Origin of the sequence: Pseudogracilibacillus sp. ICA-222130, from assembly GCF_037892545.1 — a bacterium.
GTDB lineage: Bacteria > Bacillota > Bacilli > Bacillales > Amphibacillaceae > Pseudogracilibacillus.
On sequence record NZ_JBBKBG010000024.1, the window covers coordinates 1 to 25,706 of the forward strand.

A 25,706-nucleotide genomic window follows, 5' to 3' on the forward strand; every position below is an offset into this window, starting at 1 on the left:
TCTGTCAATAATAGGATAATAGTAAAATTAAAAACCAATAGATTGTTTGGAGAGAAAATTATGAATAAGAAATGTTTGGCAATCACAGGTGCAGCTGGTTTTATAGGTTCTAATTTATCTAAAACGTTATTAAAACAAGGAATAAAAGTGATAGGTATTGATAATTTAAATGACTATTACGATGTAAATTTAAAATACTCACGTCTTGAAGAATTAAAAAAACATAAAGGTTTCACATTTGTCAAAGCAGATATTTCGGATAAAGAAAAAATGATGGAGATATTTGAAGAATATCGTCCTAACGTTGTAGTTAATTTGGCTGCTCAAGCGGGAGTCCGATATTCCATAGAAAATCCAGATGTATATATTGAAAGTAACATAAATGGCTTCTTTAATATTTTAGAAGCTTGTCGTCATTATCCGGTAGATCATTTAGTATACGCATCATCTAGTTCAGTATATGGTGCCAATAAAAAAGTACCTTTTGAAGAGACTGATTTTGTTGATACTCCTGTCTCACTGTATGCTGCAACGAAGAAATCAAATGAATTAATGGCTCATACATACAGTCATTTATATAATATTCCTGCAACAGGATTACGTTTCTTTACGGTGTATGGCCCTGCTGGAAGACCAGACATGGCGTATTTTGGATTTACGGATAAGTTTTTTAATGATGAAGCCATTAAAATATTTAATAATGGCGATTTTGATAATGATCTGTATCGTGACTTTACTTACATTGACGATATTGTAAATGGAATTGAAAAATTAATTGAACATCCACCAACTGAAGGAGTTCCACATAAAGTATATAATATAGGAAATAACAATCCAGAAAAACTCATGCATTTTATTACGACGCTTGAGAAGTGTTTGAGTAAATCTTTAGGTAGAGAAATAGAGTTCAAGAAAGAATTTGAACCAATTAAACCTGGTGATGTACCACGTACATATGCATCGACAGAACAATTACAACAAGCTGTGGGCTTCAAACCGGAAACACCTATTGAAGAAGGTTTACAAAAATTCACCGATTGGTATGTGGAGTATTATAACAAAAAGTAAGGATGTGTATATAAAATGAAAATCACAGTCGCTGGTACTGGTTATGTTGGGCTTTCAAATGCTGTACTTTTAGCGCAACATAATGAAGTAACCGCATTAGATATAATAGAAGACAAGGTTGATTTAATTAATAATAAAAAATCACCGATTATGGATCCTGAAATTGAAGATTTCTTACAAACAAAGCATTTAAATTTAACAGCTACAACTGATGTAGAAGAAGCGTTAAAAGATGCAGAATATGTTATTATTTCTACACCGACGAACTATGATCCAGAACAAGATTACTTTGATACGAGTTCGGTTGAAACTGTTATTGGAAATGTTTTGAAATATAATCCTAATGCCATAATGGTGATTAAATCAACCATTCCTGTAGGGTATACAAAAGCAATTAATGAGAAGTTCCATACGAACAACATCATTTTCTCTCCTGAATTTTTACGTGAAGGACGAGCATTATATGATAATTTACACCCATCACGTATTATTGTGGGGGAGAAATCGGAACGTGCAGAAGTATTTGCAAATCTTTTGGCTCAAGGGGCTGAAAAAAAAGACATTCCTATCCTTTTTACAGACTCGACGGAAGCGGAAGCGATCAAACTGTTTGCCAATACGTATCTTGCCATGCGTGTATCATTCTTTAATGAATTAGATACTTATGCAGAATTAAAGGGGCTAGATACACAGCAAATTGTGGAAGGTATAGGACATGATCCACGTATTGGGGATCATTATAATAATCCATCATTCGGTTATGGCGGATATTGTTTACCAAAGGATACGAAACAACTACTTGCAAACTTTAAAGATGTTCCAAACAATATGATTCAAGCAATTGTCGATGCAAATGATACTCGTAAAAAACACATTGCAGATCAAATCATTTCACGTCAACCTGAAACAGTCGGAATCTATCGTTTAACGATGAAAACGGGTTCTGACAACTTTAGACAATCTGCTATTCAAGATGTCATTAATCACGTTAAAAATGCAGGAATTGAAGTAATCGTCTATGAACCTGTTCTAGAGGAAGAATTATTTGAAGGATTAAAAGTCGTACATGATTTTGAAACATTTAAATCTGATGCAGATATTATTGTAGCAAATCGTTTAGACGATGCATTGACGTCCGTGAAAGATAAAGTATATACACGTGATATTTTTAGTAGGGATTAGTATATTAAACAGCCAGGCTCTTATGTCTGGCTGTTTTAAGTGATTCTACAATATATGGTGTAGGAGAAAAATGATATGTTTCCCTTAAATTAGACAGATTAAAAAACAAAAAATCTTATTTTAAGAGGGCTTATGTTTATTGAATCACGATTTATAATTTAACGAATCGATTTATTTAGGTATAACTTTTATTTCAATTAATATTGTTCAGAAATAGTCGACTAATAAAACAGTTTAATTTTTATATAAACCAGTAGTATATAGTTGGACTATATGAGAAGCGATAACTTCTATTGATTCTGTATTGTTCCCATTCACAATCTCCCACAAGATTTAAAAACTCCTATATACTTGTTGTCATGCAGTTATTCACTAACATGTTCATTGAGTATATAGGAAATATTTTTTGTTTCGGTATATTTCCGTACAATTGATGGTAAAGTCGCATGCAAACAATCTTAAATAGAATTGCAATGATCTAAAGAAAATGTAGTATGTTATGTTAGATATCATTATCTTTTGGGTGCTCTGTAACCAGCGTTTTCTGCTTTTTGTTCTGAACAGAACCATTGGGCGACATTTTTCGTTTGATTGTAGTAAGTAGATCCTGGAACATGATAGATTCCAGTGTTACTACCTTTTATATTGCAATCTTCATTTGTTGTATCAGTTGTACTGATTGCATTACTATTACTTGAACTACTGCTTGTACTATTATTAGTACTAGCACTATTGCTATTTGAGGAAACATTACTAGAGGAAGATGTAGATTTATTTGTTTCTTCTAATTTTTTGTTATCATTTTTTAATTGTTTATTTTTGTCTTTTAATTCATCGTTTGTTTCATTGAGCGAAGCAACTTCTTTCACTAATTCGGCGTTTGTTTCTTCAAGTGCAGTTATTTCCTTTGTTAATTGGTCCTTTTCATCAACAAGTCCATCTATCTTTCCTTCCAATGTTTCAATAAGTTCATGTAATTCATCTGTATTTTCTTCCACTTCTTTTATTTGTTCTTTTAATTTGGAGGCTTCTTCAGTAATTGTTTCATTTTCTTCTCTTAGTTCAGCAATTATAGTTGAACTACCATCATCCAAACTAACACCGATAGAAAATAATAAGATTCCACTAAATAAAAATCCATAAAACATTTTTTTAGGAAATAGTTTCTCTTTGTTTTTCCTCTTTTTCAAAAAATAATAAGGCAGATAAAACAAACAACATAAGATGATAATAAATCCTAACATAAACATAATTTGACACCCCATTTTACATATTTTATATATAAACATCCTTTTATAGATGATTTGTTTTGGTGTACAAAAGAGTAAAATTGATTAGTAAAATATGCCTAAACCTTTGGTAATATAAAAGCATGATCAGGAATCATGCTTCTTCGTCATTTAATATACGAAATATCTGTTTTAATTTATGTAATTTTTTAGCGCCTTTTTGTGGGTCTTTGTTATACCAATAACGTAATTCTTCAATAAACGCTTCTAAGTCCTCATGTTCAATTGTATATTTATTGTCATTTTTACCTAATAAATAATCAGTACTCACATCATATAATTTGGCCAACTCGACAATCATTTCAGGATCTGGTGACCGTGATCCACTTTCATATCCAGAAAGCGTATTATTTTTAACACCAATTTCGTCGGCAACATGTTTTTGTAGATACCCTTTTTCTTCTCTGAGGTTTTTAAGTCTGTGTGGTAGTTTATTATTCACCATACACAACCATCCTTCCAAGGCGATTGTATCGCATTTTGTGCCAAAATAATCTATAAGTCACAAAAAGCGACAAAAGTATATAATGTTCGCAAAAAGGGAATTTATTTTGCGTATTTTCCCATTTTGTAGAAGGAAATTTAATAGCTGGATAGTGTTATTTAAACCGTAGAATGTAGAGGATAAAACAATTATTTGAGAGAGTATATATATATTTAAAAACGGTCATATTTATCGATTAAGATAAACATGACCGAAGAACGTAACTTGGATGCTTTTCGTATAATAATGTATGTAGATGTTAGATTGAATTTTAAGTTTCATCCATTCCCTATGTAATTCTTTTCATTCGCTCACTTGGATTAATCTGCTGAATACTACGAAGTGCCAGGGCTCTATTATGAAGGTTTTTGAAAGAAATTTTGCTACAAGGAACTTCTATTTGCATGCCATTATGTAAATACACGATACAATGATTCTTATTCTTTGAAGCGTGTACATCTAAAATATGATTAGCTGAAAACCAATGATTTTTCAAATTATAATTACCATGTGTATGAAAGAAACATATATCTTTTGTGTCGCTAAATAAAATGGGTGTTTTTCTTAAAAAAGCAGTCATTTCTGCAATAACTTTTTTTCGTGTTTCATATGTAGTTAGCCCAATAAAAAGGCAACTTTCATGAACGATGGACATCATACTCTGTTTTACATATAGAGTCCGCATCTCTTCGATAACAATCGTTTCATAGTCTATAGAATATCCAGGAAGTAATGCAACGGAAGTAGAATTTAACATATAATTTTCCAAAATCTCCATAATCATCTCTCCTTTGATATATAAAATTCAACAATATTATAGGCCTAAATACTTACTTTGTCCAATTAATTATAATATTCAGATAATTCCTTTAGCATTTTTCGAATTTCTGGATGACATAGTTTTTCTTTTACCGCACGTCCCCACCCTTTGACTGCATCTGCAGATACATTTTCTAATTCCATTATTTCTTTGATGGATAACTCCGCAATGATGAAGTATTTTACCCATTTCCATTGGTTTTCGGTTAGTTTTGATTGAATGGTTTGCCAAAATTCTTCATGGTATATATACGTTTTTCGGATGAGCTCATCTGTCAGATCTGGTAGTGGGACATTTGTATGCCGCGTGTGATTACCGTTCGTTAATTGCTTCTTTACTTCTTCGATATAATGGGTATCTTTTTCTTGTGTACGAATTTTTTTCCTTAATAAATCCAATAATTTAAAACGTATTTTGTAATTGATGAACGTTCCAATATTACCTTTTGTATCATCAAATTCTTTGTATGCTTGCCACAGTGCAAGCATTCCCTCGGTGTAATATTCATCATAGTCTGCGGGATGAATATTCAAGCGTTGAATCTGAAAGTAAATTCTTTTTTCGTTTATTTTCAAAAATGTTTCGAAATCATGTTGCAAATTCGCCCCCTCCTATTACTTTTTTGTTAGTGTAATAGGAATTTTGGTTTAATGCATCTTCGCTTAAACTAGTTCTTATGACCTCTTAGGGATATTTTTATTGAAAATATCCAATTTAATCACTATTTTTAATGATAAATAGAATGAAAAATTGGTAATAATTGGCAAAAGAATGAATTAAGCTATATTTTGTATAAATTTACAGCATCCGTTCAAAACGTGTATTAGGAAGAAAATTTTGATGTATTCATAAAATTGGTGTCGATTTAATGTGATGTATATTTTCTCTCCCTCTTTTTTCGAACTTCTTTCGATTGTAGAAGTGACAATCATTTGGAAAGGGAGAGGGAAATGAATATTTTACCTTTGGATGATGAAACAATGCAGAGCTTAGTGAATTTTACATCGATAGAAGAAATGAATGAAGTAGTAAAAGAACATAAGCAAGCACATGATTTAAGTACGACAGATCGAGAAATTTTACATATTATTAGTCAATATGCCTGTAAATATATCGGAGTTTGTTATTTAAGTAAGCAAAAAATTGCGGAAACAGCTGGGTTTACTTCAAGAAGAACGGCTATTCGTGCATGCAATCGTCTGGAGCAGTTAGGGGTGATCAAACAATATGAAACGAGACGTGTGAAAGGGGACAAGCGTCGTTCTGTAAACATTATTGTTATTCAAAGAATGAAAGGAAAAGACGCGCAAGATAATCCATTCATAAAGCAAGCGTCACAACGGGAAGTCACAGGAGAAAGTCACACCAAAGAAGCTCTTCACCAATCTCCTAACAAAGCTTATACATATAAAGAAACATGGGAAGAAACGGAATATGTGTTTAAAAAAGGATTAAAACGAACGATTCCTGAAGTATTTTACCATGCATTTTCCCCATTTTTTAATGCAAGAGAGTTATACGATATATATGGTATATTACTCAGAGCGAAAGCGACGGTAAAAGAGCGGGTGTTCAGTTTAGAAGATAAAGCAGAAGAATATATTGATTATTTTTATAATGTCATTCGTTTATATAAATGGGGGAAAGTTGCTAATCTAAAAGGGTATTTATTTCGTACGTGGGAATGGTTGTCGAAACAGCTTTATCGCCAGGAAAAAAATCGGGGGAAATTAGAACAAGCGTACCATTGTTAGAATGAATGCTTATATCCGTAAGAGCAGCGGATATTTCCCGGGAACTTGCGTAATTATGCGATATATCCGCAAGTCCAGCGGGTTTTTCCTATGAACTTGCGTAATTACAGCATATATCCGCAAGTTCAGTGGGTTTTTCCTTGGAACTTGCGTAATTAAGCCATATATTCACAAGTTCAGTGTTCCCAAGAACTTGCAGAATAAAACATTATTTCCCTCCACAAAAATGAAAATACAATTCAGGCATCCGTCAAAGAAAGTGACTGATTGATGAACAAATTCAGTATTTTGACCTAGATATGGTATAATATATGTTTATTAAGTGTAACATTTTAGGAGGATGTGGCGTGGGATTTAAAGCGTTATATGAAACTTGGGTAAATTTCCCAGACTTAGATGTAAGAGTAAGAGAAGACCTAAAAAATGTGCAAGATGAAAAAGAAATAGAAGATCGATTTTACAAAAATTTAGAATTTGGAACAGCTGGTATGCGAGGATTGCTCGGTGCTGGTACAAATCGAATGAATATATATATGGTGCGTAAAGCAGCACTAGGTTTAGGACGTTATATAGAATCAAAAGGCGAAGTGGCGAAAAGTCGTGGTGTCGTTATTGCGTATGATAGCCGTCATATGTCACCAGAATTTGCAATGGAAACAGCTAAAACAATTGGGAACTTAGGAATTAAAGTATATTTATTTGAAAGTTTACGTACGACCCCAGAATTATCGTTTGCAGTTCGTTATTTACATGCATTTAGTGGTGTCGTTATTACGGCGAGCCATAATCCTTCCGCCTATAATGGTTTTAAAGTGTATGGAGAAGACGGGGCACAAATAGCATCAGAAGTGGCAGATGCGATTGTCGCAAATGTAGATGCGATTGAGAATCCCCTAACGATTAAAATAGCAGATGAGCGTTTCCTAGTAGAACAAGATTTATTAACGATGATTGGTGAAAAGGTGGACAAGGCTTATTTAACAAGTTTACAAGAACTCGTAGTAAACCGAGCATTAGTAAAGGAAATGTCTCGTGAACTATCCATTGTTTATACGCCTTTACATGGAACGGGAAATCGTCCAGTGCTTGAAGCACTTAACATGGCAGGTTTTTTAAACGTTTCTGTTGTGGCTGCCCAGGCCCAACCAGATGGTGATTTTCCTACGGTGGATTACCCCAATCCTGAAGAGGCTTCAGCATTTGCACTTGCGATGGAAGAAGGGAAAAAACAAAATGCGGACGTACTATTAGCGACAGACCCAGATGCAGATCGTGTTGGCGTGGCAGTTCTTGTTGAAGGTTCTTATAAACTATTAACTGGAAACCAAATCGGGGCCATTTTATTACATTATTTAATTACGGAGAAAAAAGCACAAGGGACATTAGAAGATAATGCGGTAGTGTTAAAAACCATTGTAACCTCTGAATTAGGAAGCGATATTGCGAAGGCACACGATTTAAAAACAATCGATGTGTTAACTGGTTTTAAATATATTGCGGAAAAAATAAAAAGTTTTGAAGAGACGAAGGAACATACTTTTTTATTCGGATATGAGGAGAGTTATGGGTATTTAATTGGAGATTTTGTTCGTGATAAAGATGCGGTTCAAACTTGTTTATTAATTGCGGAAGTGGCAGCTTTTTATAAAAAACAAGGGAAAAATTTATACGACGGTTTACAAGCTATTTTTGAAACATATGGGTATTATGTGGAACATTTACAGTCGATTACGTTGGAAGGAAAAGACGGTTCGACGCAAATTCAGGCGATTTTAGAAGACTTCCGAAATTATCCTCCAAGTGAATTAGCAGGTGTCCAAGTAAGGGTGCGCGAAGATTATGCAACACAAGAGCGTGTTCTTGTAGTGGATAATACCGTAGAGGAAATTAGGTTGCCAAAATCGAATGTGTTAAAATATATATTAGAAAATGGTGCATGGGTTTGTATTCGTCCATCTGGAACAGAGCCGAAAATTAAGTTTTATTACGGTGTGAAGGAAGCGACATTAGAGGAGAGTCAAGCACTTATTAAAAAATTACAAGCATCGATGGAGAAACGTTTGGTTACCTTTTCCAATTAAATGTAGTTTTGTGGATTATTTACTAGGAAAGTAGTAGTATATAAGTACCATTATATTTTCATTTAAGGAGTTAACAATGACATATTTAAATTTTTCATTTGAGCATGTGTTACGATTTGTTTCGCAAAAAGCTATCAATAGTTATGAGCCACTTGTTCGTCATTATCATGATGTAATTCATACGAGAAGCGGCCCAGGAAAAAATTTTCTTGGTTGGGTAGATGTTCCAGCAGATGATGCGGAACTTTCGCGTATCAAAGTTGTTGCTGAAAAGGTAAAAAATGATTCCGATGTATTACTCGTTATCGGTGTTGGTGGTTCATATTTAGGAGCACATGCGGCAATTGAAATGTTAGGCGATACATTTGGTTATTTAGGCCGTAAAAAAGGAGACATACCAGAAATTATTTTTACCGGACATCATCTTAGTGCGACCTATAATAAGGAATTGTTGCGTGTATTAAAAGAGGTGGATGTATCTATTAATGTCATTTCAAAAAGTGGAACGACGACGGAACCGGGAATTGCGTTTCGCATTTTCCGTGCCTTTTTAGAAGAGAAGTACGGTGAAGAAGAGGCGGCAAAACGTATTTATGTCACAACAGATAAGTCGGAAGGTGCGTTAAAAACGTTAGCAGTTGAAAAAGGGTATGAAACATTTGTGATTCCTGATGATATCGGTGGGAGATATTCCGTGCTGACACCTGTCGGGTTATTACCGATGGCTGTAAGTGGGATTGATATTGATGCAGCAATTGCAGGAGCGCGGCAAGCGGCAGAAGATTTAGCAACACCGGCACTAGAAGATAATATTGCCTATCAATATGCGGTCATTCGCCAGCTTTTATATGAGAAAAATTATACGACAGAAATTTTATCGAATTATGATCCGAAACTACGATATTTTTCCGATTGGTGGGTACAATTATTCGGGGAAAGTGAAGGAAAAGATGGGAAAGGAATTTTTCCAGCGGTTGCTAATTTTCCAACCGATTTGCATTCATTAGGACAGTATATTCAGGATGGTAGGCGTCAATTGTTTCAAACTATTTTGCGTGTGGATGAAGAGGCTGAAACAGTAGTCGTAGAAAATGATGAAGCAAACTTAGATGGATTAAATTATTTGGTTGGGAAATCGTTGAATGAAATTAATCGTGTAGCAAGTGATGCTGCATTGAAGGCACATGTCGACGGTGGTGTGCCAAATATGGTCGTAGATTTACCACGTCTTGATGCATATACATTTGGCTATATCGTGTACTTTTTCAAAAAAGCTTGTGCGATGAGTGGCTATTTATTAGAGGTAAATCCGTTTGATCAGCCTGGTGTGGAAGCATATAAAACGAATATGTTTGAAATGCTAGGAAAGCCCGGATATGTAAGTGAAGAAAAACTACGATAACGAAATTGGTTGTCGTAGTTTTTTAATGGTTAAAATATTGCTTCATATTCGATATAATGGAGAAAAGAAAGGGGATGTTTTGGAATGAAAGTATTAGTAGTTGGGGCGAATGGTCAAATTGGAAAACATTTGATTACATATTTAAATGGACATACGTCTATGGAAGCGCGAGCGATGATTCGAGACGAGGCGCAAGCGTCATTTTTTAAAGAAAATGGGGCGGAAGTGGTCGTTTGTGATTTGGAAGCGGATGTACCGGCAATCGCAGAGGCTGCGAAAGATTGTGATGCGCTCGTGTTCACTGCTGGTTCTGGACCGCATACGGGAAAAGACAAAACATTGATGGTTGATTTGGATGGTGCGGTAAAGACGGTGGAAGCGGCAAAAATGGCAGGAATTAAACGATATGTGATGATTAGTTCTTTTGATACGACGAGAGCGGCGATTCAAGAGGCACCAGAGGGATTTGCACCATATGTTGTCGCAAAACATTATGCGGATGAATGGTTACGTGCGACAGATTTAGATTATACGATCATCCATCCAGGAAAATTAACGAATGAAGCACCGACTGGAAAGGTCGAAGCAGCTGAAAAGGTTGGTAGAGAGGAAGTTCCTCGTGCAGATGTGGCGAAGGTGATTTTAGCCGTGTTAGAACAGGATGGGACCATTGGGAAGGAGTTCCAAGTTGTGCGCGGTGATGTCGATGTGGAGGAAGCGGTAAAGAATTTATAATTAGTTCGGGATTTTGAATAAGGCTCAAAGGTTTTTAGAAAACATATGGGTTAAGAGATCGACGAAAAGATAGATTTGGAAGGGAACATTTACTACATAAACAGAGATTAAGAACGTATGTTCTTTTGTGTAGGATGTTCCTTTTGTTTATGATAAAATAAATATGCAGTCAAATGTTTATGGGTGGATGGTTGTCACAGAAGATCCTTTTCCTATGCATTGGGAAGGGAGGTGATAATCATGGATGATTTCTTTGGTTTTTTTAAAGAAGTGTTGAAAGGAATAGTACGTGCCGTAAGTGCACATCTATTTCTAACAACTTTTTTAAACAAAGAGAAAACCACCCTACGCCGTGACAAGCCAAAGGGTGATTCTCATAAAAAGTAATTTTTGTGACAACCACCGCCTGTACGGCTGAGGCTGCAAGAGGGAGGATGACCGTCCTTCCTCTTTTATTATCTATCTCCATTTTAACGTAAAAATATGCAAAACTCAATAAGCTGAATTTCTTACGATTTTATCTGATGATCATGCTAATATATTTTTTAAAAGTTATATACCAAAACAAATGGATGAATGGAAAGGACATGTTGAGTCGATTTCCTTTTAGGGAAAAATTGCTGCAATGATGGTTGCAGCAGTTTTTTAATTATTGACGGAAATTCATAAAATTGTTAGAATTTTCCATGTGTGAAATTAAATTATTAGGGTACATAATATATAACAAATAGAGTGTTGGGGGTTATGGTTGTGTATGAGCCGAAGCGTTTGACGATCATCCAGATGAATGATACACATGCATATTATGATTTGCATCCGGAGATGTTTCTTGAAAATGGAAAAGAAATATTTCGGGATTGTGGTGGGTATGCCCGCATTGCGACAATTTTAAAAGAAGCTAGGAAAGAAAATCCTAATGGGGTGCTTGCGCTCGATAATGGCGACACTTTTCATGGGACATATCCTGTCGTGCACTCGAAAGGAGAAGCGCTCATACCAATTATGAATGCGCTTCAATTGGATGGGATGACGGCACATTGGGAGTATGCGTATGGGCCGAAGCAACTTGAAAAATTGGTGCATCATTTAAAATATCCATTACTTGTGTGTAATTGTTATTTGAAACAAACGGATGAGTTAATGTTTCCGTCTCATATGACGATAGAACGGGCAGGATTGAAAATTGGTGTGATCGGGATTGCAGAACATATTGTCAATAAGACGATGCCACCTGAATTTTCTGAAGGGATTTATTTTACGGGCGGTACAAAGGAGTTGCCTCACATTATTGCGACCCTTCGTACGGTGGATCGTGTCGATTTAGTCGTTGTTTTATCTCATTTAGGTTTTCCTCAAGATGTAAAACTTGCTCGGGAAGTGGATGGAATCGATATTTTATTAAGCGGTCATACGCATCATACCCTCCGCTCACCTGTTGTAGAAAATAATACGATTATTATGCAATCTGGTTGCCATGGGGCACATATTGGACGGCTTGATGTGGAAGTTGGTGTTTGTGGAGTGGAACAGGTTGAACATCGTTTAATAGAGGTGACGGAAAAAATAACGCCTGATCCTGAAGTGGCAGCACTTGTGACAGAGTTAGAGGAACCGTATAAGGAAATGCTCGATGAAGTAGTTGGAAAAACAGAGGTAGCGTTACATCGGTATGGACAGTTGGAGTCGACGATGGATAATTTATTATTGGAAGCGTTGTTGTGGGAGACGAAGGCGGATGTTGCGTTTTCTAATGGTTGGCGCTACGGAGGGCCAGTTATACCTGGTCCGATTACGATGCGAGATGTTTGGAATATCATTCCGACGAATCCACCAGTTTCGATTGTCATGTTAACTGGGAAAGAAATATTGGAGATGCTGGAGGAAGATTTGGAGCATACATTTGCGGCTGATCCGTATGAACAGATAGGTGGCTATATGAAGCGTTGTTTAGGGTTGAAAATGTATGTGAAATTGGAAAATCCACCTGGCATGCGTGTGCAAGATTTGTATATTGGTGGGGAACGGGTAGATATGAAACGATGGTATAAAGGGGCGTTTGTGACAGTGCAAGGTGTCCCGAAAAAATATGGGACAGATCGTTCGAATTTAGATGTACATGCGGTAGATGTACTACGATCCTATATAGAGGAATGCCAAGTTGTGGCGCCACGGCTTCGTGGTACCGTGACGGTTGTGTAAATTGTATCTACTATAAAAAAACTCCCAATCGTTTCTGCTCCTAGACTAATAGGAGGCAGGACGATTGGGAGTTTTTTGAACATGAAATAAAGAGGTTTAAGGCGATTTTCTTTATTTTATCCCCTTAAACGATGTTTGTTTTGCCCGCGAATAAAGATTTTACCATGATTTTTTCGTACATTTTATTTCACATGTAATTTAAATTTAAAGTGTAAAATTCGGTAATCAATGACATCGGCAACGCGATAATAAATGATTTTGATTTTTATGCCGTCTCCATGTTTATTGTGCACATAAAAATAATCTCGACTATCCATGACTGCGTCAAGTTCATTCATGATGAATTGTTCAGAAATATCTTCGCGTAAAAAACGATTTATTTTCTCAATCACTTCATCTCTAATATTCATTTTTTCCACCTTATTAACTTTCTCGTATTCTTTTTATTGGTTCATTTTTGTGATGTCATAAAGTTTGCAAGCGGTCCTCCTTTCGTGAGTAATTTTAATAAAGTGAGCATTTTATCTTTTCGCTCATAAACTAATTTTTTGACCCTTCCGAACGAGTCGCCCCTTCCCTATATACATCATTCTGCGTTTATGTGCTAAAATCCTTTTAATTTCAACAAAATATTTTAAAAAATTTTTGGTTGAGTAATTTTCGTAAGGTTTATCCCTTGCCAGGCGATGGTAATGGATGTTTAATGAAAAAAGCTACTGGATAAAAATTTTATCCAATAGCTTTTATTCTCTATATTTATTCGATGACTTCGTTAAAAATTTGACCACCATCAAACTCGATGATTTTTAATTTGTTTACTTTTTTAGCGAAGATGGATTTATGTGTTTTATTGCCTTCAGCATCTTTTATTAATAAAATACGTTTACCATAATTATCTTCAATGATTTCGATTTGTGCTTCAGATAAATCTAATTCTTCTTCTAATGTAGCAAATTCTTCTAATGCTTTAAGGTCATCACTAATCTTTGTTGTATCTTCGTTCTCTAGGGACTCTTTATATTCATTGGCAAGAGTTCCTTTATCTTTGCCGTCATTTTCATTGTTTAGAATTTCGTTTGATGTATTTGTTGCTTCATTATTTTGTAAGGCATCATTTACGACTTCATTACTTTCGACTTGTGTTTCATTTATTGTCACACTTTCGACTTTCGAGGAACCAATTTGTCCACCACATGCAACGAGAAATAAAGCGATTGTGAATACCGTAATATTCTTCAATGTATGTTATGCTCCTTTTTTTACATTTATTCTTGTTTCATATACATCATAACAAATATGGATGGTAAATCAATGCTTTTTGCCTAAAAAGTTAGAAGAAAAATTGTTCTGATAATTGAAAAGCCTTTCATTTCACTTGACAGTCACAAATGTAGTAATGATAAGGTTTTCATGAAGTTTTCATAAAAATATTTTGATCGCGTTTTCATAACGTGTAAGGACTTTTGGACTAGCGAAAGTATGGAAATTACGCTTCATTTTTAAAGGTGGTTTTTGAGTGGAAAAAGTGCTTTTTTTGGCTGGATTTTGCGTGATGTTTTTTCGTGTGAGTTTTTAGAAAAGAGTAATTTTTGTATATATTTTCAAGTTATTTTGTAGCAATCATTTTTTACAGGTGTTAAGATTAAGAGTAATCAAGTTAAAAAAAGGATAAGTGATGTAAATTGGTCATAGTTTTGGCGTTGATTATCGGATTTTTATCTGCTTTTGTTGGAAGTTTAATCGGACTTGGTGGTGGGATTATTTTTGTCCCAGCGATGTTATATTTGCATGAATTCTCAGCTAGTTTTGCTTGGGCGACTCCACAGACGATCGTTGGGATTTCGTTAATTACGATGGTGTTTACAGGATTGTCATCAACGTTAGCTTATTATAAATTGCGCCGAGTAGATGTGAAAACAGGAGTATTATTTTTAATCGGGAGTTTGCCTGGGAGTGTATTCGGGGCTTGGTTGAATACGAGATTAGATACGGATTCTTTCTCCCTTTATTTCGGTATTTTAATGTTAATTGTTTTTAGTATGATGTTAGTGGATCGAGAGAAATTGTCCAAAAATCGTTCGTTAGAAATAACAGACCGTACACGCACCTTTACGATTGATGGAGAAACATATCATTATAATGTGAAGCTAGTGCCGGCATTAATTTTATCGTTTGCGGTTGGAATGCTGTCTGGTTTATTTGGAATTGGTGGGGGAACAATAAGTGTACCAGCGATGATTTTGTTTTTCGGAATTCCAGTTCAAGTGGCGATTGCGACATCGATGTTCATGATATTTTTTATTAGTTTAATTAGTTCTGTTTCGCATATTGCGCTTGGGCATATCGTTTGGGGATATGTAATCTTTTTTGTTATCGGTTCTTATATTGGTGGAACTGTTGGTGCAAAAACGAGCAAATTATTTAAAGGTAAGACATTGGAATGGATGTTGAAAATTGTAATTGTCATTGCGGCGATTCAATTAATCTGGGAAGGATTGTAAGAAGGAGCTTACATACGATGAAAGAAACAATTCATATTTTATATACGAATGATTTACATAGTTATTTTGATCATTGGTCAAAGGTAGCGACGTTTGTGAAAACACGCCGTCATGCCATAGAAGCGCGTGGAGAGTATCATGTGACAGTTGATATCGGGGACCATATGGACCGTGTGCACCCTCTCACGGAGGCGACATTAGGGCGGGCAAATGTAAAGTTATTAAATGCACTTTCGTATAATGTTGCGACGCTCGGCAATAATGAAGGCATTACGCTTGCACATGAAGGGTTATATCATTTATATGATGAAGCGGATTTTCATGTCGTCTGTTCCAATTTGGAGTGTGTTTGGTCACATACGCCGAATTGGTTGGAAATGCATCATATGGAAGAGACGCCGTCAGGACTACGGATTGGATTTATCGGTTTAACGGCAAGGTTTAATCCGTATTATCATTTATTAGGCTGGAATGTGACGGAAGTGTTTCAGGCAGTGGAACGTGAGTTAGATGCGATGCGTGGAAAAGCAGATATTTTTGTATTGTTGTCACATGTCGGTATTTATTTAGATGAACAAATTGCGGAGAAGTTTTCGGAACTAGATGTCATTATTGGTGGGCATACACATCATTTATTACGAGAGGGAGAGATTGTCGGCGAGACGATATTAACGGCGGCAGGGAAACAATGTTATGATGCGGGTGAAGTGACACTCGTGTATGATCATGAAGCTCGGATGGTTGTGGAGAAGAAAGCGCAAGCGGTGCCAGTGGAAGATTTGCCACGTGATCTAGAAACCGAGGAATTATTGGAAAAATTAAACCTCGATGCGAGAGAGGTTTTGGATGAAGTGCTATGTACGTTAGATACACCGATTAAGACGAATTGGTTTAAAGCAACCCCGTTTATGCGTAAGTTTACTGAACAGTTGCGGTTATGGACAGATGCCGATATTGGCATGTTGAATGCAGGATTATTAGTAGAATCGTTTGAAGCTGGACCTGTTACGTATGGGGATGTCCATCGGATTTGTCCACATCCGATTAATCCTGTTGTCGTACCGCTAACGGGAGAGCAAGTGATACATGTAGTAGAAAGTGCTCTATCGAAAGAGTTAGTCGGATTGAAATTACGTGGATTTGGCTTCCGTGGCGAGGTTGTTGGTCGCCTCGTGTTCGCAAATTTACATGTACAAACGTATTTTGATCAGGATGGGGTTGAATGTGTAGGTGAAGTGCTGTTTGATGGAGCGCCACTCGATCCGGAGCGGACATATCGCTTGGCAACAGGGGATATGTTTTCATTCGGTCGCCTCATGCCAGAAATTGCGAATGCAAAGGAGAAGCAATTGTTTTTACCTGAGTTCGTCCGAAAAATTTTAGTGCATACATTGATGGATTGGTAAGCGGTAGGAGCTTGTCCCTAGGGCAAGCAACTACCGTTTTCTTTTTTTGTAAGAAAGCCGTGTGCGGTTGTAAGAAAGTCGTGTGCGGTTGCAAAAATATCGGGTGGAGTTGCAAGAATATCGTGCGAAGTTGCAAGAATATCGTGTGAAGTTGCAAGAATACTGGGTGTAGTTGCAAGAATGTCGGACGAAGTTGCAAGAATATTGGGTGGAGTTGCAAGAATATCGTGTGAAGTTGCAAGAATATTGGGTGTAGTTGCAAGAATACTGGGCGAAGTTGCAAGAATGTCGTTCGAAGTTGCAAGAATGTCGGGTGAGGTTGCAAGAATGCTGGGTGGAGTTGCAAGAATATCGAGTAAAGTTGCAAGAATATTGGGTGGAGTTGCAAGAATCCGGGGTGAAGTTGCAAGAATATTGATCGAAGTTGCAAGAATACTGGGCAAAGTTGCAAGAATATCGGTCAAAGTTGCAAGAATATCAGTTGAAGTTGCAAGAATACAGTTCGAAGTTGCAAGAATATCGTGTGAAGTTGCAAGAATCCAGCCCCTAGTTGCAAGATTCCAGGTCATTCACTTATTCCATTCCAAGGAAAACATAGTATAAAACACGATGTTTGTTCATATAAATGAATCGAGGTGGTGCAATGCGGAGACACCAGTTTTATATGACACGGAAACATGTATTTTACTTGGCACTCATTCTATTTTTTGCGACAGTTTTGACGATGTTAATTCTTATCGATCGAAAAATTCGACCAGTATTAATGGATATTGCGGAATTAAAAACGATTGAATTTGCAACACGAACGATTAATTCTGCTGTTAAATCAACAGAAAATATAACATTTGATGATTTAATTGATGTTCAGTTTGATCAAAATGGCAATGTCGCCACACTCGGATGGAACTCGGAAGCGGTGAATAGGGCATTACGGTCGGCGACAGAGCGAGCAGAATATTTTTTATATGGGATGAATAAAGGAGAACAGCTTGATTTAGATGATCCCAATATGAAGCCGATTGAATTTGGGAATACGGTAGGAGATTTGGCAGCTAAAGATCCGACAGTCGTTGAAATTCCTATCGGGCAGGCGACAGGGAATACGATTCTTGCTAACTTAGGACCGAAAATTCCTGTTCACTTTGAAATTGTCGGAAGTTTAAGGTCGGATGTCGTTCATGAAGTGAAGGAATTTGGTGTCAATGCGGCACTTGTTGAAATTTTTATTCCTGTCGATGTGTCTATTCAAATTGTGATTCCGTTTTCGACACAGACTGCAGAAGTGAGCACACGTGTATTTATTGACTCGCGCGTGATTATGGGAGATGTTCCGGAATTTTATAATGCAGGTGGAGAGGAAGGACCGAGTATTTCGGTGCCGAAGAAAAAGGAATAATATCTGATGAGATCATGGAGGGGCGTGCATTGTTGCAATAAAACGAAAAATACGCACCCTCTTTCGACTCAATATCAACAAAACGTTTCAACAAAATTCATATTTAGACAAAATGTGCAAACCCTTATAGGAGAAGGAGCGCTGGGCGTTTCTTGTCATCTCATGAACTATAGCGCTTCCAATTCGTTTTGACATTATTTTCGAGCGTTGCTATAATAATGGAAATCAGATAATTCTATCATTTTATGACACTCTGGTTATAATTGTTAGAAAATTCCAACTAAGAGGAGGGTGTTTTATGGAAGAACGTTCACAATGGGGGACGAGAGCCGGGTTTATTATGGCTGCAATTGGATCTGCAGTAGGTCTAGGTAATATTTGGCGATTTCCAGCTGTAGCGTATGAAAACGGTGGAGGGGCTTTCTTTATCCCATATTTATTCGCGTTACTGACGGCGGGAATTCCGATTTTAATTATGGAATTTACGATGGGGCATAAATATCGTGGTGCAGCACCGCTTACGTATCGTAGAATGAATAAAAAAGCAGAAGGAGTAGGTTGGTGGGCTGTTATGGTTGCCTTCGTTATTGCGACATATTATTCCGTTATTATCGCATGGGCAATTTCATACACGATTTTCTCATTTAACTTAAAATGGGGAGATGATCCCACAACATTTTTAGTCAGTGATTATTTACAAGTAGCAGAGCCAGGAACATTTGGAGGGTTAGTACCGGGGGTTGCAATTCCGCTCGTTGTCGTTTGGGCAATCGTATTATTCATTTTATTTTTAGGTGTAAAACGAGGATTAGAAATTGCAAACAGAATTATGATCCCGACATTAGTCATTGTGTTCTTAATTATCGTTTTTAGAGCGATTACATTACCTGGAGCATTAGACGGACTGGATGCGTTCTTCAAACCTGACTTCTCACAAATTTTATCTGGGGAAGTATGGGTGGCAGCATATGGGCAAATTTTCTTCAGTTTATCCATTGCATTTGCGATTATGATTACGTACTCGAGTTATTTACCAAAAAAGTCTGATATTACGAATAACGCATTTATTACAGGGTTTAGTAACTCAGGTTTCGAATTACTTGCGGGGATTGGAGTGTTCTCCGTATTAGGGTTTATGGCGGCGCAACAAGGAGTCGCTGTAGATGAAGTAGTAGAAGGTGGAGTAGGGCTTGCCTTCATGGTATTCCCAGCCATCATTAACGAATTTCCAGCATTCAATGAATTTTTTGGGGTATTATTTTTCCTATCCCTCGTGTTAGCTGGATTCACATCCCTATTATCGATTTGTGAAACGTATATTGCTGGGTTACAAGATAAATTCGGTTTATCCCGTGCAAAAGCTGTACTGTTTGGTGGGGGAGCATCGGCGCTTATCGCATTTATTTATGCTACACGTGGTGGATTAAACTTCTTAGATGCAGCCGACTATTTCATTAACCAATTTGGTGTGGCGGTACTTGGACTAGTAGAAGTTGTTTTAGTGGCATGGGTTTTCCGTAAACTAAAAACATTCAAAGATCATGCAAATGAAGTTTCTGACATTCAACTTGGGAACTGGTGGACGATTAGTTTAGGTGTCATTACGCCAATCGTATTAGGTTATATGTTATTCGATTTATTTAGAACGAACTTACTAAGGCTCTTCCCGACAGATAACGGTAACTATGAAGGATACCCAGATTTCTTCATTAATTACAGCGGATGGGCGGTCGCCATTGGAGCGCTCGTTATCGGTATCATTATCGGATTATTGCCGTGGAAGAAGAATCCTGAAGAAGGTGATTATGATGACCGCTAGTTCAATAATAATGATGGTAATTGGAATTGTCATTATATGGGGTGGGCTCGTTGCAAGTATCGTAAATGCAGTGAGCAAAGCCCGTAGCAATAAAAATTAAAAAGGCTAATAAAACCTGGAAATGAGTGGAACAAACTCGTTTTCAGGTTTTTATATGGATGCATAGATGCCATTATTCCATCCTTTCCCAACGTTGCAAATATGGAAATGGATCAAAGGCCCATTCATTTTTTCCGTTATATTGGTACATGCCATAGTGTAAATGTGGTGGAAATTTTCCCGATGTACCAGGCGGACCATATCCGGTAGCACCGACCGTTCCGATTATGTCTCCGGGTTTGACAATTTTTCCAATTTCAATGGTCTCTTCATAATCTTGTAAATGTGCATAATAGTGATATATATTGTAAATATCGCGAATACCGACACGCCAGCCACCATATAAGTTCCAACCTTTTAATTCGACTACACCATATGTCGTCGATTTTACAGGGGTCCCGTAGTGCGCGAAAATATCTGTCCCTTCATGGATACGATTCCCACCGAAACCACGGCCGGCTCCCCAAGAACTTTTATAATTATAAATGTACTTCGTGTCGACTGGGAAGGAACGGTCTGTTAAAATCGTTGTTTTAAAATGTTGAAACACTTTTACATTGTTTATAATCGTTTTGACGGTTAAATCTTTTTGGTAATATTCCCACAGGGCGATTTTGATATCTTCTTCTGTAAACCCGTCTTTCGTTATATAAGAAGCCATTGTGTATAGGACATCTTCTGGATCATTTGGATCTGCGAGACCATCGCCGTTTCCGTCCATACCGATTCCATTTGAGGCGCGAATGATGGCTGCATTTTTTTCATGTAGATTGCCGATGCCATACCATTTGACAGGCTCGAATGTGATGGAAACGAGCGGTTCTTCTTCATACGACTGTTTATTCCGTTCGAATTGGTCGATGGCGGCGATATAATACCACGGTACATTCGAGATGGCGGCGGTTTTTTTATAAAGTTGTAATCGTTGTTCATATAGTTTTTGTTGCTCATTGGCATTCGTTCCTTCTGGAAAAAGGACGATGGCAGTAAGAATGAGGATAAAAATAAGACGAAACAATGGAATGCGCTCCTTTTTATTCTTGTTTTTCTAACTTTTATGGTACTCTTTATATATTGTGAAGACTTTTTTATTTCATACATAATTTGTTATATAGATGAGGTGATCCCAAATGATTGAACTTAATGGTAAGAAATATGAAGTAATGGAGAACGTTCGTGAAGGATTTGATGAAGGAGCGATCGCAGAAAGATATACAGATGTGTTGAAGAAGTATGATTATATCGTTGGAGATTGGGGTTACAGCCAGCTCCGTTTAAAGGGATTTTATGATACGGAGCGTTCAAAGGCAACATATGATTCACGGATTGATATGGTGGAAGATTATATTTTAGAGTATTGTAATTTTGGTTGTGCATATTTTATTTTGAAAAAAGTAGATGAATAGGGCGAGGGAATGGATTCGTTCCTTTAAACTTACGCTGAAAAAGCCACCTAGTGCATTTGCTAGGTGGCTTCTCTCATTCATCATGCAGCGGATGGGCACCTGGCATTTGTCGTGGTAAATCATCGTGCTGGTCTTTATCCGCATACGTGTACGCACTAATGCTACGCTGTCCTTCGCGCCATTTCGTTGATTTTCGTTCGACGGGGGCATCTTTTCGAATCGGGGAGCCGAAAGGGCCATCTGGAAATTCTTCGGGGATGACGATATCTTGCATATTTTCCTCGTTGGATAATGGCTCGAAATGATCTAATTCCTCTGTTCGTTCAAACACCGCACCTTTTTCTTCCCGGCGACGTTCACGTTCATCCTCACCTGCATCATATACGACTCGTTTCTCTTTGCTCATAAAAAAATCATTCCTTTTATCGAATAGTGTACGAAAAAAGGAATGATTTATACGTATGATAATAAAAAAGATGAAAGCGAATTGCGTTAATTTTTATGGTTTGTCATACACCGTGCTTCGTTTGTACCCACCGAAATGTTTTTCAATTTTTTCCCCAAGTAGGAATATGGCGTCTTCGTTCCCAACTTTACTCATCACTTGAATGGCGATTGGTAATCCGTTATGATCTGTGCCAACTGGGATGACTAAAGACGGTAAGCCCCAAACGTTTGCATAGGCGGTGTATGGTAAATATTGCATAAATGTTCGTTTAATCGAAAAAATTTCTTTATACATTTCTCCATGTTTTAAAGCACCAGAGTGGTAAACAGGGAAGACGAGTAGGCGATTGGATAAATAACTATCTAAAGTGCGGTCGCCTTCAAGTAGAAATTGTTCGATTTCTTTTACTCGTTTTTGTGACGGTTTGAACATATTCGCACCGACGAGAGACCATAATAAATATGGATGGTGTTTCGTATTTCGTTTTAGTTTTGACTTCATATATTCTTTAAAAATGTTTACGCGATCGGTGTTAAAAGCAAGTTCTGTCATTTCCCGTCCACCGTCATGGGACATGATTTCTTGCCAAATGGTCGCACTATCATTAAAAAATGGCGGAATTGTCGTTGTACTATTGTACGTATGGGAAACGAGCTCATATACTTCTCCAAGTAATTCCGTCGTTTTTTCTGATAATGGAAAACCGATATCAGCTGGTAAAACATCGACTTGCATTCGTTCGTATAACGCTTTTCGGGGTTGCTCTTGTTGAATCAACCGGTACAGTAATTTCATATCTCGGACAGATTTTCCGATAGGACCGATTGTTGACATGCGAGCTTTTAAAGGATGTGTATCTGGTGGGAAATGTCCTGATGTGGATACTTGATTTTTTCCTGGCTTAAAACCGACGACCCCGTTAAAATGGCTTGGAAAGCGAATCGACCCTCCAATATCTGAGCCAATCCCAATCGGTGCACCACCGACCCCAATAAGGGCACCTTCTCCACCACTAGAACCTCCAGCAGTTCGTTTCATATCCCATGCATTATTCGTCCGTCCGAACAGTGTGTTTTCTGTTTCGTGGCAAAAGCATAATGCAGGTGTGTTCGTTTTACAAAGAATGATTGCACCAGCACGCTTTAATTGTTCTACGACATGTGCGTCATTTTTTACAATAATATCAGCGCGATGACTAATGCCACCTGTTGTTTTCATCCCTGCAACATGGATGGATTCCTTTATGCTTACAGGGACACCATACAAAGGTTGAAGTTTTAAGTTTGCTTGATCAATAGTTGCGTCTTTTTCCTTTGCTTCTTCTATAGCTGCATCAAATCGTTCTTCTACGACAGCGTTTAACATAGGATTGACTGCCTGTATATGGTCGATATATACACGTATAACCTCTTCACTCGTTACTTTTTTCGTTCGAATTAATGTACTAATTTCTGTGGCATCTAAATGTAATAAGTAATTTTTGATGTGAAGAGCTATTACATTTGTCATGGCAACCATTCCTTTCCATTTTCCTATAAGAATAGTATATCATGGAAATAAAAGAATTCTATTTATTACAACATTTTTAAACTAATTGTAAAATATGATATAATATAACTAGGAATGGAAGATAGTGAGGGATATGGAATGTATTTTGTTAATCGAAGTGAAATTGAACAAACGGTCACACATATTGATAAATTAATTACGATTGCACAAGAGACAAAATCTTTTGCAAACGATATAGAAAAATTAGGTTTAGAACGTGTAGTACACGTCGTGATTGAGTCGATTTTAGATGTTGGTAACATGATGATTGATGGATTTATTATGCGTGATCCGGGAAGTTATCACGATATTATCGATATTTTAGTAGATGAAAAAGTGATTCCTGCTGAGGAAGAAGCGGCATATAAAGCGGTGATTGATTTACGTCAAATGCTTGTACAAGATTATTTAGCGATTGATCATGCACATGTTGAAAAGACGTTTTTTGAGCAATTACCTGTTTTAAAAATGTTTAGTACACATATAAGACAATATTTGGTGAATGAATTAGGAGTTGCAAATGCATTTTCAAATGAATCCTAGGGGATGATTACGTGGCAAGAAAAACGACGAAGGAAAAAATTTTATACATTTTAAAAAAGGACAATGAGGTGACCATTAAGGAATTATTGGAATATTTTACGATTTCGGAAGTAGCCATTCGCCGTCATTTAAATGATTTAATTCGGCAAAAATTTGTCCGTGAACGTGTCGTGAAACAAGAGATTGGGCGACCGTTTCATACGTATGCATTGACATCGAAAGGACATGAAACGTTTCCGAATCAATACCAAGAACTTCCAGTTGAAATTTTGCGTGATGTAGAGACATTGCAAGGGCCAGAAGCGGTGAATGATCTTTTGAAGTGTCGAGTGAATCGTGACGAGGAAGAAATTAAAGCGAAGATAGATGGTGCTTCATTTGATGAAAAAATTGCGTTAATGGCGGAAATCCAGGAGCGTAAAGGATATATGATTGAATATGAAAAATTAGCGAATGGTCAATATTCATTCAAAAATTTTAACTGTCCGATTTATAATGTATCTTCTAAATATCGTCAAATTTGTCATTATGAAAAAGATATGGTGCGAAATGTATTTCCGGGAAGTAATGTTGTCGCAGATGCTTGTATGACGAATGGCGACAAATATTGTTGTTGGTATATTTCAGAACCAGAAGATAAAGAAGAGGCGTAGTGGAAAATTGCTCGCCTTTTTTTCTTGATACAATGTAGGAGGATTGGTGTTTTGCGTTATAAAGGGTATTTAATTGATTTAGATGGCACGATGTATCGTGGGACGGCTCCTATCGATGGGGCAGGTGATTTTATTGAAACATTGCAGGCACAACATATTCCGTACGTGTTCGTGACGAATAATTCCTCAGCGACAGAAGCAATGGTCGTGGAAAAATTGGCACGGTTTGGCATCGATACAACGCCAGACCATGTGTTAACATCGGCTACTGCGACAGCGAAATATATTGCTCGAGCACAACAAGGTGCTACATGTTATATTATCGGCGAAAAGGGATTGCATGAAGCGTGTGAAAAGGCCGGGCTGAAAAAGAGCGCATCCGACGCTGATTTTGTTGTAATGGGAATCGACCGAGAGATTTCGTATGAAAAATTAAAAACAGCTGCATTACATGTACGCAGAGGTGCGACGTTTATTTCGACAAATAAAGATGCGGCGATTCCGACAGAAGAAGGGTTATTACCAGGCAATGGTTCGTTAACGTCTGTCGTGTCAGTGAGCACAGGCGTGGCACCAATTTTTGTTGGAAAGCCGGAGCCGATTATTATGGAAGAGGCGCTTCGTATGATTGGACTGGACCGAAAAGAGGTACTTATGGTTGGGGATAATTATACGACTGATATTTTAGCCGGGGTGCATGCACGGATGGATACTTTGATGGTGTTAACTGGTTTTAGTTCCCGTGAGGATGTTGTCGGTGTTCCAGAAGCGGAGAAGCCTACGTATATTATGGACGACCTGCATGTTTGGAGGAAGGAAAAGATGGTATAAAAAAACTTGCCTACAGCGTTTGTGAGACACTGGGCAAGTTTT

General features: G+C 37.1%; 27 protein-coding genes. 18 read left to right on the forward strand and 9 right to left on the reverse strand.

Annotated features, from left to right (window positions below; all coding sequences use genetic code 11):
* Positions 1-60 precede the first annotated feature (60 nt).
* Together WKT09_RS09885 and WKT09_RS09890 are read left to right on the forward strand one after the other, a co-directional pair.
* On the forward strand, positions 61-1,068 hold the full coding sequence (locus WKT09_RS09885) for an SDR family NAD(P)-dependent oxidoreductase (protein WP_340415874.1): 1,008 nt from the start codon (positions 61-63) through the stop codon (positions 1,066-1,068).
* A gap of 15 nt (positions 1,069-1,083) precedes the next feature.
* Positions 1,084-2,250 (forward strand): nucleotide sugar dehydrogenase, encoded by a 1,167-nt coding sequence (locus WKT09_RS09890; RefSeq protein WP_340415875.1) that lies wholly within the window; start codon positions 1,084-1,086, stop codon positions 2,248-2,250.
* A gap of 512 nt (positions 2,251-2,762) precedes the next feature.
* Here WKT09_RS09890 and WKT09_RS09895 read toward each other — a convergent pair.
* The 4 genes from WKT09_RS09895 to WKT09_RS09910 form a co-directional block, all read right to left on the reverse strand.
* On the reverse strand, positions 2,763-3,500 hold the full coding sequence (locus WKT09_RS09895; RefSeq protein ID WP_340415876.1) for an O-antigen polymerase: 738 nt from the start codon (positions 3,498-3,500) through the stop codon (positions 2,763-2,765).
* Between the two features lie 133 nt (positions 3,501-3,633).
* Positions 3,634-3,984 carry a helix-turn-helix domain-containing protein gene (locus tag WKT09_RS09900; protein WP_340415877.1) on the reverse strand — a complete coding sequence of 117 codons (351 nt, stop codon included), beginning with the start codon at positions 3,982-3,984 and terminating at the stop codon, positions 3,634-3,636.
* Positions 3,985-4,312: 328 nt separating this feature from the next.
* On the reverse strand, positions 4,313-4,801 hold the full coding sequence (locus WKT09_RS09905; RefSeq protein WP_340415878.1) for a competence protein ComK: 489 nt from the start codon (positions 4,799-4,801) through the stop codon (positions 4,313-4,315).
* A 65-nt stretch (positions 4,802-4,866) separates the two neighbouring features.
* A complete protein-coding gene (locus WKT09_RS09910; RefSeq protein WP_340415879.1) occupies positions 4,867-5,442 on the reverse strand; it encodes a sigma-70 family RNA polymerase sigma factor in 576 nt (191 codons plus the stop codon).
* Positions 5,443-5,793: 351 nt separating this feature from the next.
* On the opposite strand from WKT09_RS09910, the gene WKT09_RS09915 reads away from it, so the two are divergent.
* The 6 genes from WKT09_RS09915 to WKT09_RS09940 all read left to right on the forward strand — a co-directional run bounded on the left by WKT09_RS09915 (position 5,794) and on the right by WKT09_RS09940 (position 13,014).
* Positions 5,794-6,597 (forward strand): helix-turn-helix domain-containing protein, encoded by an 804-nt coding sequence (locus WKT09_RS09915; RefSeq protein WP_340415880.1) that lies wholly within the window; start codon positions 5,794-5,796, stop codon positions 6,595-6,597.
* Between the two features lie 347 nt (positions 6,598-6,944).
* A complete protein-coding gene (locus WKT09_RS09920; protein ID WP_340415881.1) occupies positions 6,945-8,678 on the forward strand; it encodes a phospho-sugar mutase in 1,734 nt (577 codons plus the stop codon).
* 76 nt (positions 8,679-8,754) lie between these two features.
* Positions 8,755-10,080, forward strand: a complete 1,326-nt coding sequence (locus WKT09_RS09925; RefSeq protein WP_340415882.1) for a glucose-6-phosphate isomerase — start codon at positions 8,755-8,757, stop codon at positions 10,078-10,080.
* A gap of 84 nt (positions 10,081-10,164) precedes the next feature.
* Positions 10,165-10,815: an SDR family oxidoreductase gene (locus WKT09_RS09930; RefSeq protein WP_340415883.1), complete on the forward strand. Its 651-nt coding sequence runs from the start codon at positions 10,165-10,167 to the stop codon at positions 10,813-10,815.
* Between the two features lie 240 nt (positions 10,816-11,055).
* The gene (locus tag WKT09_RS09935; RefSeq protein ID WP_340415884.1) at positions 11,056-11,202 is read left to right on the forward strand and encodes a hypothetical protein; all 147 of its coding nucleotides are present in this window, start codon (positions 11,056-11,058) and stop codon (positions 11,200-11,202) included.
* A 357-nt stretch (positions 11,203-11,559) separates the two neighbouring features.
* On the forward strand, positions 11,560-13,014 hold the full coding sequence (locus WKT09_RS09940) for a bifunctional metallophosphatase/5'-nucleotidase (RefSeq protein WP_340415885.1): 1,455 nt from the start codon (positions 11,560-11,562) through the stop codon (positions 13,012-13,014).
* Positions 13,015-13,196: 182 nt separating this feature from the next.
* Here the strand turns inward: WKT09_RS09940 and WKT09_RS09945 are convergent, their stop codons facing one another.
* Together WKT09_RS09945 and WKT09_RS09950 are read right to left on the reverse strand one after the other, a co-directional pair.
* Complete coding sequence (locus WKT09_RS09945; RefSeq protein WP_340415886.1) at positions 13,197-13,424, reverse strand: hypothetical protein; 228 nt, start codon at positions 13,422-13,424, stop codon at positions 13,197-13,199.
* Between the two features lie 346 nt (positions 13,425-13,770).
* Entirely contained in the window at positions 13,771-14,253 is a 483-nt protein-coding gene (locus WKT09_RS09950) for a hypothetical protein (protein WP_340415887.1), read from the reverse strand.
* 443 nt (positions 14,254-14,696) lie between these two features.
* Between WKT09_RS09950 and WKT09_RS09955 the strand changes: the two genes are divergently transcribed.
* The 6 genes from WKT09_RS09955 (at position 14,697) to WKT09_RS09980 (ending at position 20,236) form a co-directional block, all read left to right on the forward strand.
* Positions 14,697-15,515 (forward strand): sulfite exporter TauE/SafE family protein, encoded by an 819-nt coding sequence (locus WKT09_RS09955; protein WP_340415888.1) that lies wholly within the window; start codon positions 14,697-14,699, stop codon positions 15,513-15,515.
* Positions 15,516-15,532: 17 nt separating this feature from the next.
* Positions 15,533-16,921, forward strand: a complete 1,389-nt coding sequence (locus tag WKT09_RS09960; protein WP_340415889.1) for a bifunctional metallophosphatase/5'-nucleotidase — start codon at positions 15,533-15,535, stop codon at positions 16,919-16,921.
* A gap of 180 nt (positions 16,922-17,101) precedes the next feature.
* Positions 17,102-17,524: a hypothetical protein gene (locus WKT09_RS09965; protein ID WP_340415890.1), complete on the forward strand. Its 423-nt coding sequence runs from the start codon at positions 17,102-17,104 to the stop codon at positions 17,522-17,524.
* A gap of 61 nt (positions 17,525-17,585) precedes the next feature.
* Positions 17,586-18,317 carry a sporulation protein YunB gene (gene yunB, locus WKT09_RS09970; RefSeq protein ID WP_340415891.1) on the forward strand — a complete coding sequence of 244 codons (732 nt, stop codon included), beginning with the start codon at positions 17,586-17,588 and terminating at the stop codon, positions 18,315-18,317.
* 298 nt (positions 18,318-18,615) lie between these two features.
* Positions 18,616-20,136, forward strand: coding sequence for a sodium-dependent transporter (locus tag WKT09_RS09975; RefSeq protein ID WP_340415892.1), 1,521 nt, complete (start codon positions 18,616-18,618; stop codon positions 20,134-20,136).
* Positions 20,126-20,236: a methionine/alanine import family NSS transporter small subunit gene (locus WKT09_RS09980; RefSeq protein ID WP_340415893.1), complete on the forward strand. Its 111-nt coding sequence runs from the start codon at positions 20,126-20,128 to the stop codon at positions 20,234-20,236. The genes WKT09_RS09975 and WKT09_RS09980 overlap by 11 nt, the downstream gene beginning before the upstream one ends.
* A 72-nt stretch (positions 20,237-20,308) precedes the next feature.
* Here WKT09_RS09980 and WKT09_RS09985 read toward each other — a convergent pair whose 3' ends face one another.
* Entirely contained in the window at positions 20,309-21,253 is a 945-nt protein-coding gene (locus WKT09_RS09985; RefSeq protein WP_445324015.1) for a M23 family metallopeptidase, read from the reverse strand.
* Positions 21,254-21,365: 112 nt separating this feature from the next.
* Between WKT09_RS09985 and WKT09_RS09990 the strand changes: the two genes are divergently transcribed.
* Positions 21,366-21,641: a YutD family protein gene (locus WKT09_RS09990; protein WP_340415894.1), complete on the forward strand. Its 276-nt coding sequence runs from the start codon at positions 21,366-21,368 to the stop codon at positions 21,639-21,641.
* Between the two features lie 73 nt (positions 21,642-21,714).
* On the opposite strand, the gene WKT09_RS09995 is transcribed toward WKT09_RS09990, so the two are convergent.
* Positions 21,715-22,047, reverse strand: a complete 333-nt coding sequence (locus WKT09_RS09995; protein WP_340415895.1) for a cytosolic protein — start codon at positions 22,045-22,047, stop codon at positions 21,715-21,717.
* Positions 22,048-22,140: 93 nt separating this feature from the next.
* Complete coding sequence (locus WKT09_RS10000; RefSeq protein ID WP_340415896.1) at positions 22,141-23,598, reverse strand: amidase; 1,458 nt, start codon at positions 23,596-23,598, stop codon at positions 22,141-22,143.
* A 138-nt stretch (positions 23,599-23,736) separates the two neighbouring features.
* On the opposite strand from WKT09_RS10000, the gene WKT09_RS10005 reads away from it, so the two are divergent.
* From WKT09_RS10005 to WKT09_RS10015, 3 genes are read left to right on the forward strand one after another with little or no spacing between them, the layout of a single operon-like run.
* Positions 23,737-24,180, forward strand: coding sequence for a DUF86 domain-containing protein (locus WKT09_RS10005; RefSeq protein ID WP_340415897.1), 444 nt, complete (start codon positions 23,737-23,739; stop codon positions 24,178-24,180).
* A gap of 11 nt (positions 24,181-24,191) precedes the next feature.
* Positions 24,192-24,833, forward strand: coding sequence for a helix-turn-helix transcriptional regulator (locus tag WKT09_RS10010; RefSeq protein ID WP_340415898.1), 642 nt, complete (start codon positions 24,192-24,194; stop codon positions 24,831-24,833).
* Between the two features lie 51 nt (positions 24,834-24,884).
* Entirely contained in the window at positions 24,885-25,664 is a 780-nt protein-coding gene (locus WKT09_RS10015; protein ID WP_445324016.1) for a TIGR01457 family HAD-type hydrolase, read from the forward strand.
* Positions 25,665-25,706 lie beyond the last annotated feature (42 nt).

What these genes read in the sequence shown, in the direction of transcription:
- WKT09_RS09885 (WP_340415874.1), top strand. Translation starts at nt 61, where the DNA reads ATGAATAAGAAATGTTTGGCAATCACAGGTGCAGCTGGTTTTATAGGT.
- WKT09_RS09890 (WP_340415875.1), top strand. Translation starts at nt 1,084, where the DNA reads ATGAAAATCACAGTCGCTGGTACTGGTTATGTTGGGCTTTCAAATGCT.
- WKT09_RS09895 (WP_340415876.1), bottom strand. Translation starts at nt 3,500, where the DNA reads ATGTTTATGTTAGGATTTATTATCATCTTATGTTGTTTGTTTTATCTG.
- WKT09_RS09900 (WP_340415877.1), bottom strand. Translation starts at nt 3,984, where the DNA reads ATGGTGAATAATAAACTACCACACAGACTTAAAAACCTCAGAGAAGAA.
- WKT09_RS09905 (WP_340415878.1), bottom strand. Translation starts at nt 4,801, where the DNA reads ATGGAGATTTTGGAAAATTATATGTTAAATTCTACTTCCGTTGCATTA.
- WKT09_RS09915 (WP_340415880.1), top strand. Translation starts at nt 5,794, where the DNA reads ATGAATATTTTACCTTTGGATGATGAAACAATGCAGAGCTTAGTGAAT.
- WKT09_RS09925 (WP_340415882.1), top strand. Translation starts at nt 8,755, where the DNA reads ATGACATATTTAAATTTTTCATTTGAGCATGTGTTACGATTTGTTTCG.
- WKT09_RS09930 (WP_340415883.1), top strand. Translation starts at nt 10,165, where the DNA reads ATGAAAGTATTAGTAGTTGGGGCGAATGGTCAAATTGGAAAACATTTG.
- WKT09_RS09935 (WP_340415884.1), top strand. Translation starts at nt 11,056, where the DNA reads ATGGATGATTTCTTTGGTTTTTTTAAAGAAGTGTTGAAAGGAATAGTA.
- WKT09_RS09940 (WP_340415885.1), top strand. Translation starts at nt 11,560, where the DNA reads ATGGTTGTGTATGAGCCGAAGCGTTTGACGATCATCCAGATGAATGAT.
- WKT09_RS09945 (WP_340415886.1), bottom strand. Translation starts at nt 13,424, where the DNA reads ATGAATATTAGAGATGAAGTGATTGAGAAAATAAATCGTTTTTTACGC.
- WKT09_RS09960 (WP_340415889.1), top strand. Translation starts at nt 15,533, where the DNA reads ATGAAAGAAACAATTCATATTTTATATACGAATGATTTACATAGTTAT.
- WKT09_RS09965 (WP_340415890.1), top strand. Translation starts at nt 17,102, where the DNA reads ATGTCGGACGAAGTTGCAAGAATATTGGGTGGAGTTGCAAGAATATCG.
- yunB (WP_340415891.1), top strand. Translation starts at nt 17,586, where the DNA reads ATGACACGGAAACATGTATTTTACTTGGCACTCATTCTATTTTTTGCG.
- WKT09_RS09975 (WP_340415892.1), top strand. Translation starts at nt 18,616, where the DNA reads ATGGAAGAACGTTCACAATGGGGGACGAGAGCCGGGTTTATTATGGCT.
- WKT09_RS09980 (WP_340415893.1), top strand. Translation starts at nt 20,126, where the DNA reads ATGACCGCTAGTTCAATAATAATGATGGTAATTGGAATTGTCATTATA.
- WKT09_RS09990 (WP_340415894.1), top strand. Translation starts at nt 21,366, where the DNA reads ATGATTGAACTTAATGGTAAGAAATATGAAGTAATGGAGAACGTTCGT.
- WKT09_RS09995 (WP_340415895.1), bottom strand. Translation starts at nt 22,047, where the DNA reads ATGAGCAAAGAGAAACGAGTCGTATATGATGCAGGTGAGGATGAACGT.
- WKT09_RS10000 (WP_340415896.1), bottom strand. Translation starts at nt 23,598, where the DNA reads ATGACAAATGTAATAGCTCTTCACATCAAAAATTACTTATTACATTTA.
- WKT09_RS10005 (WP_340415897.1), top strand. Translation starts at nt 23,737, where the DNA reads ATGTATTTTGTTAATCGAAGTGAAATTGAACAAACGGTCACACATATT.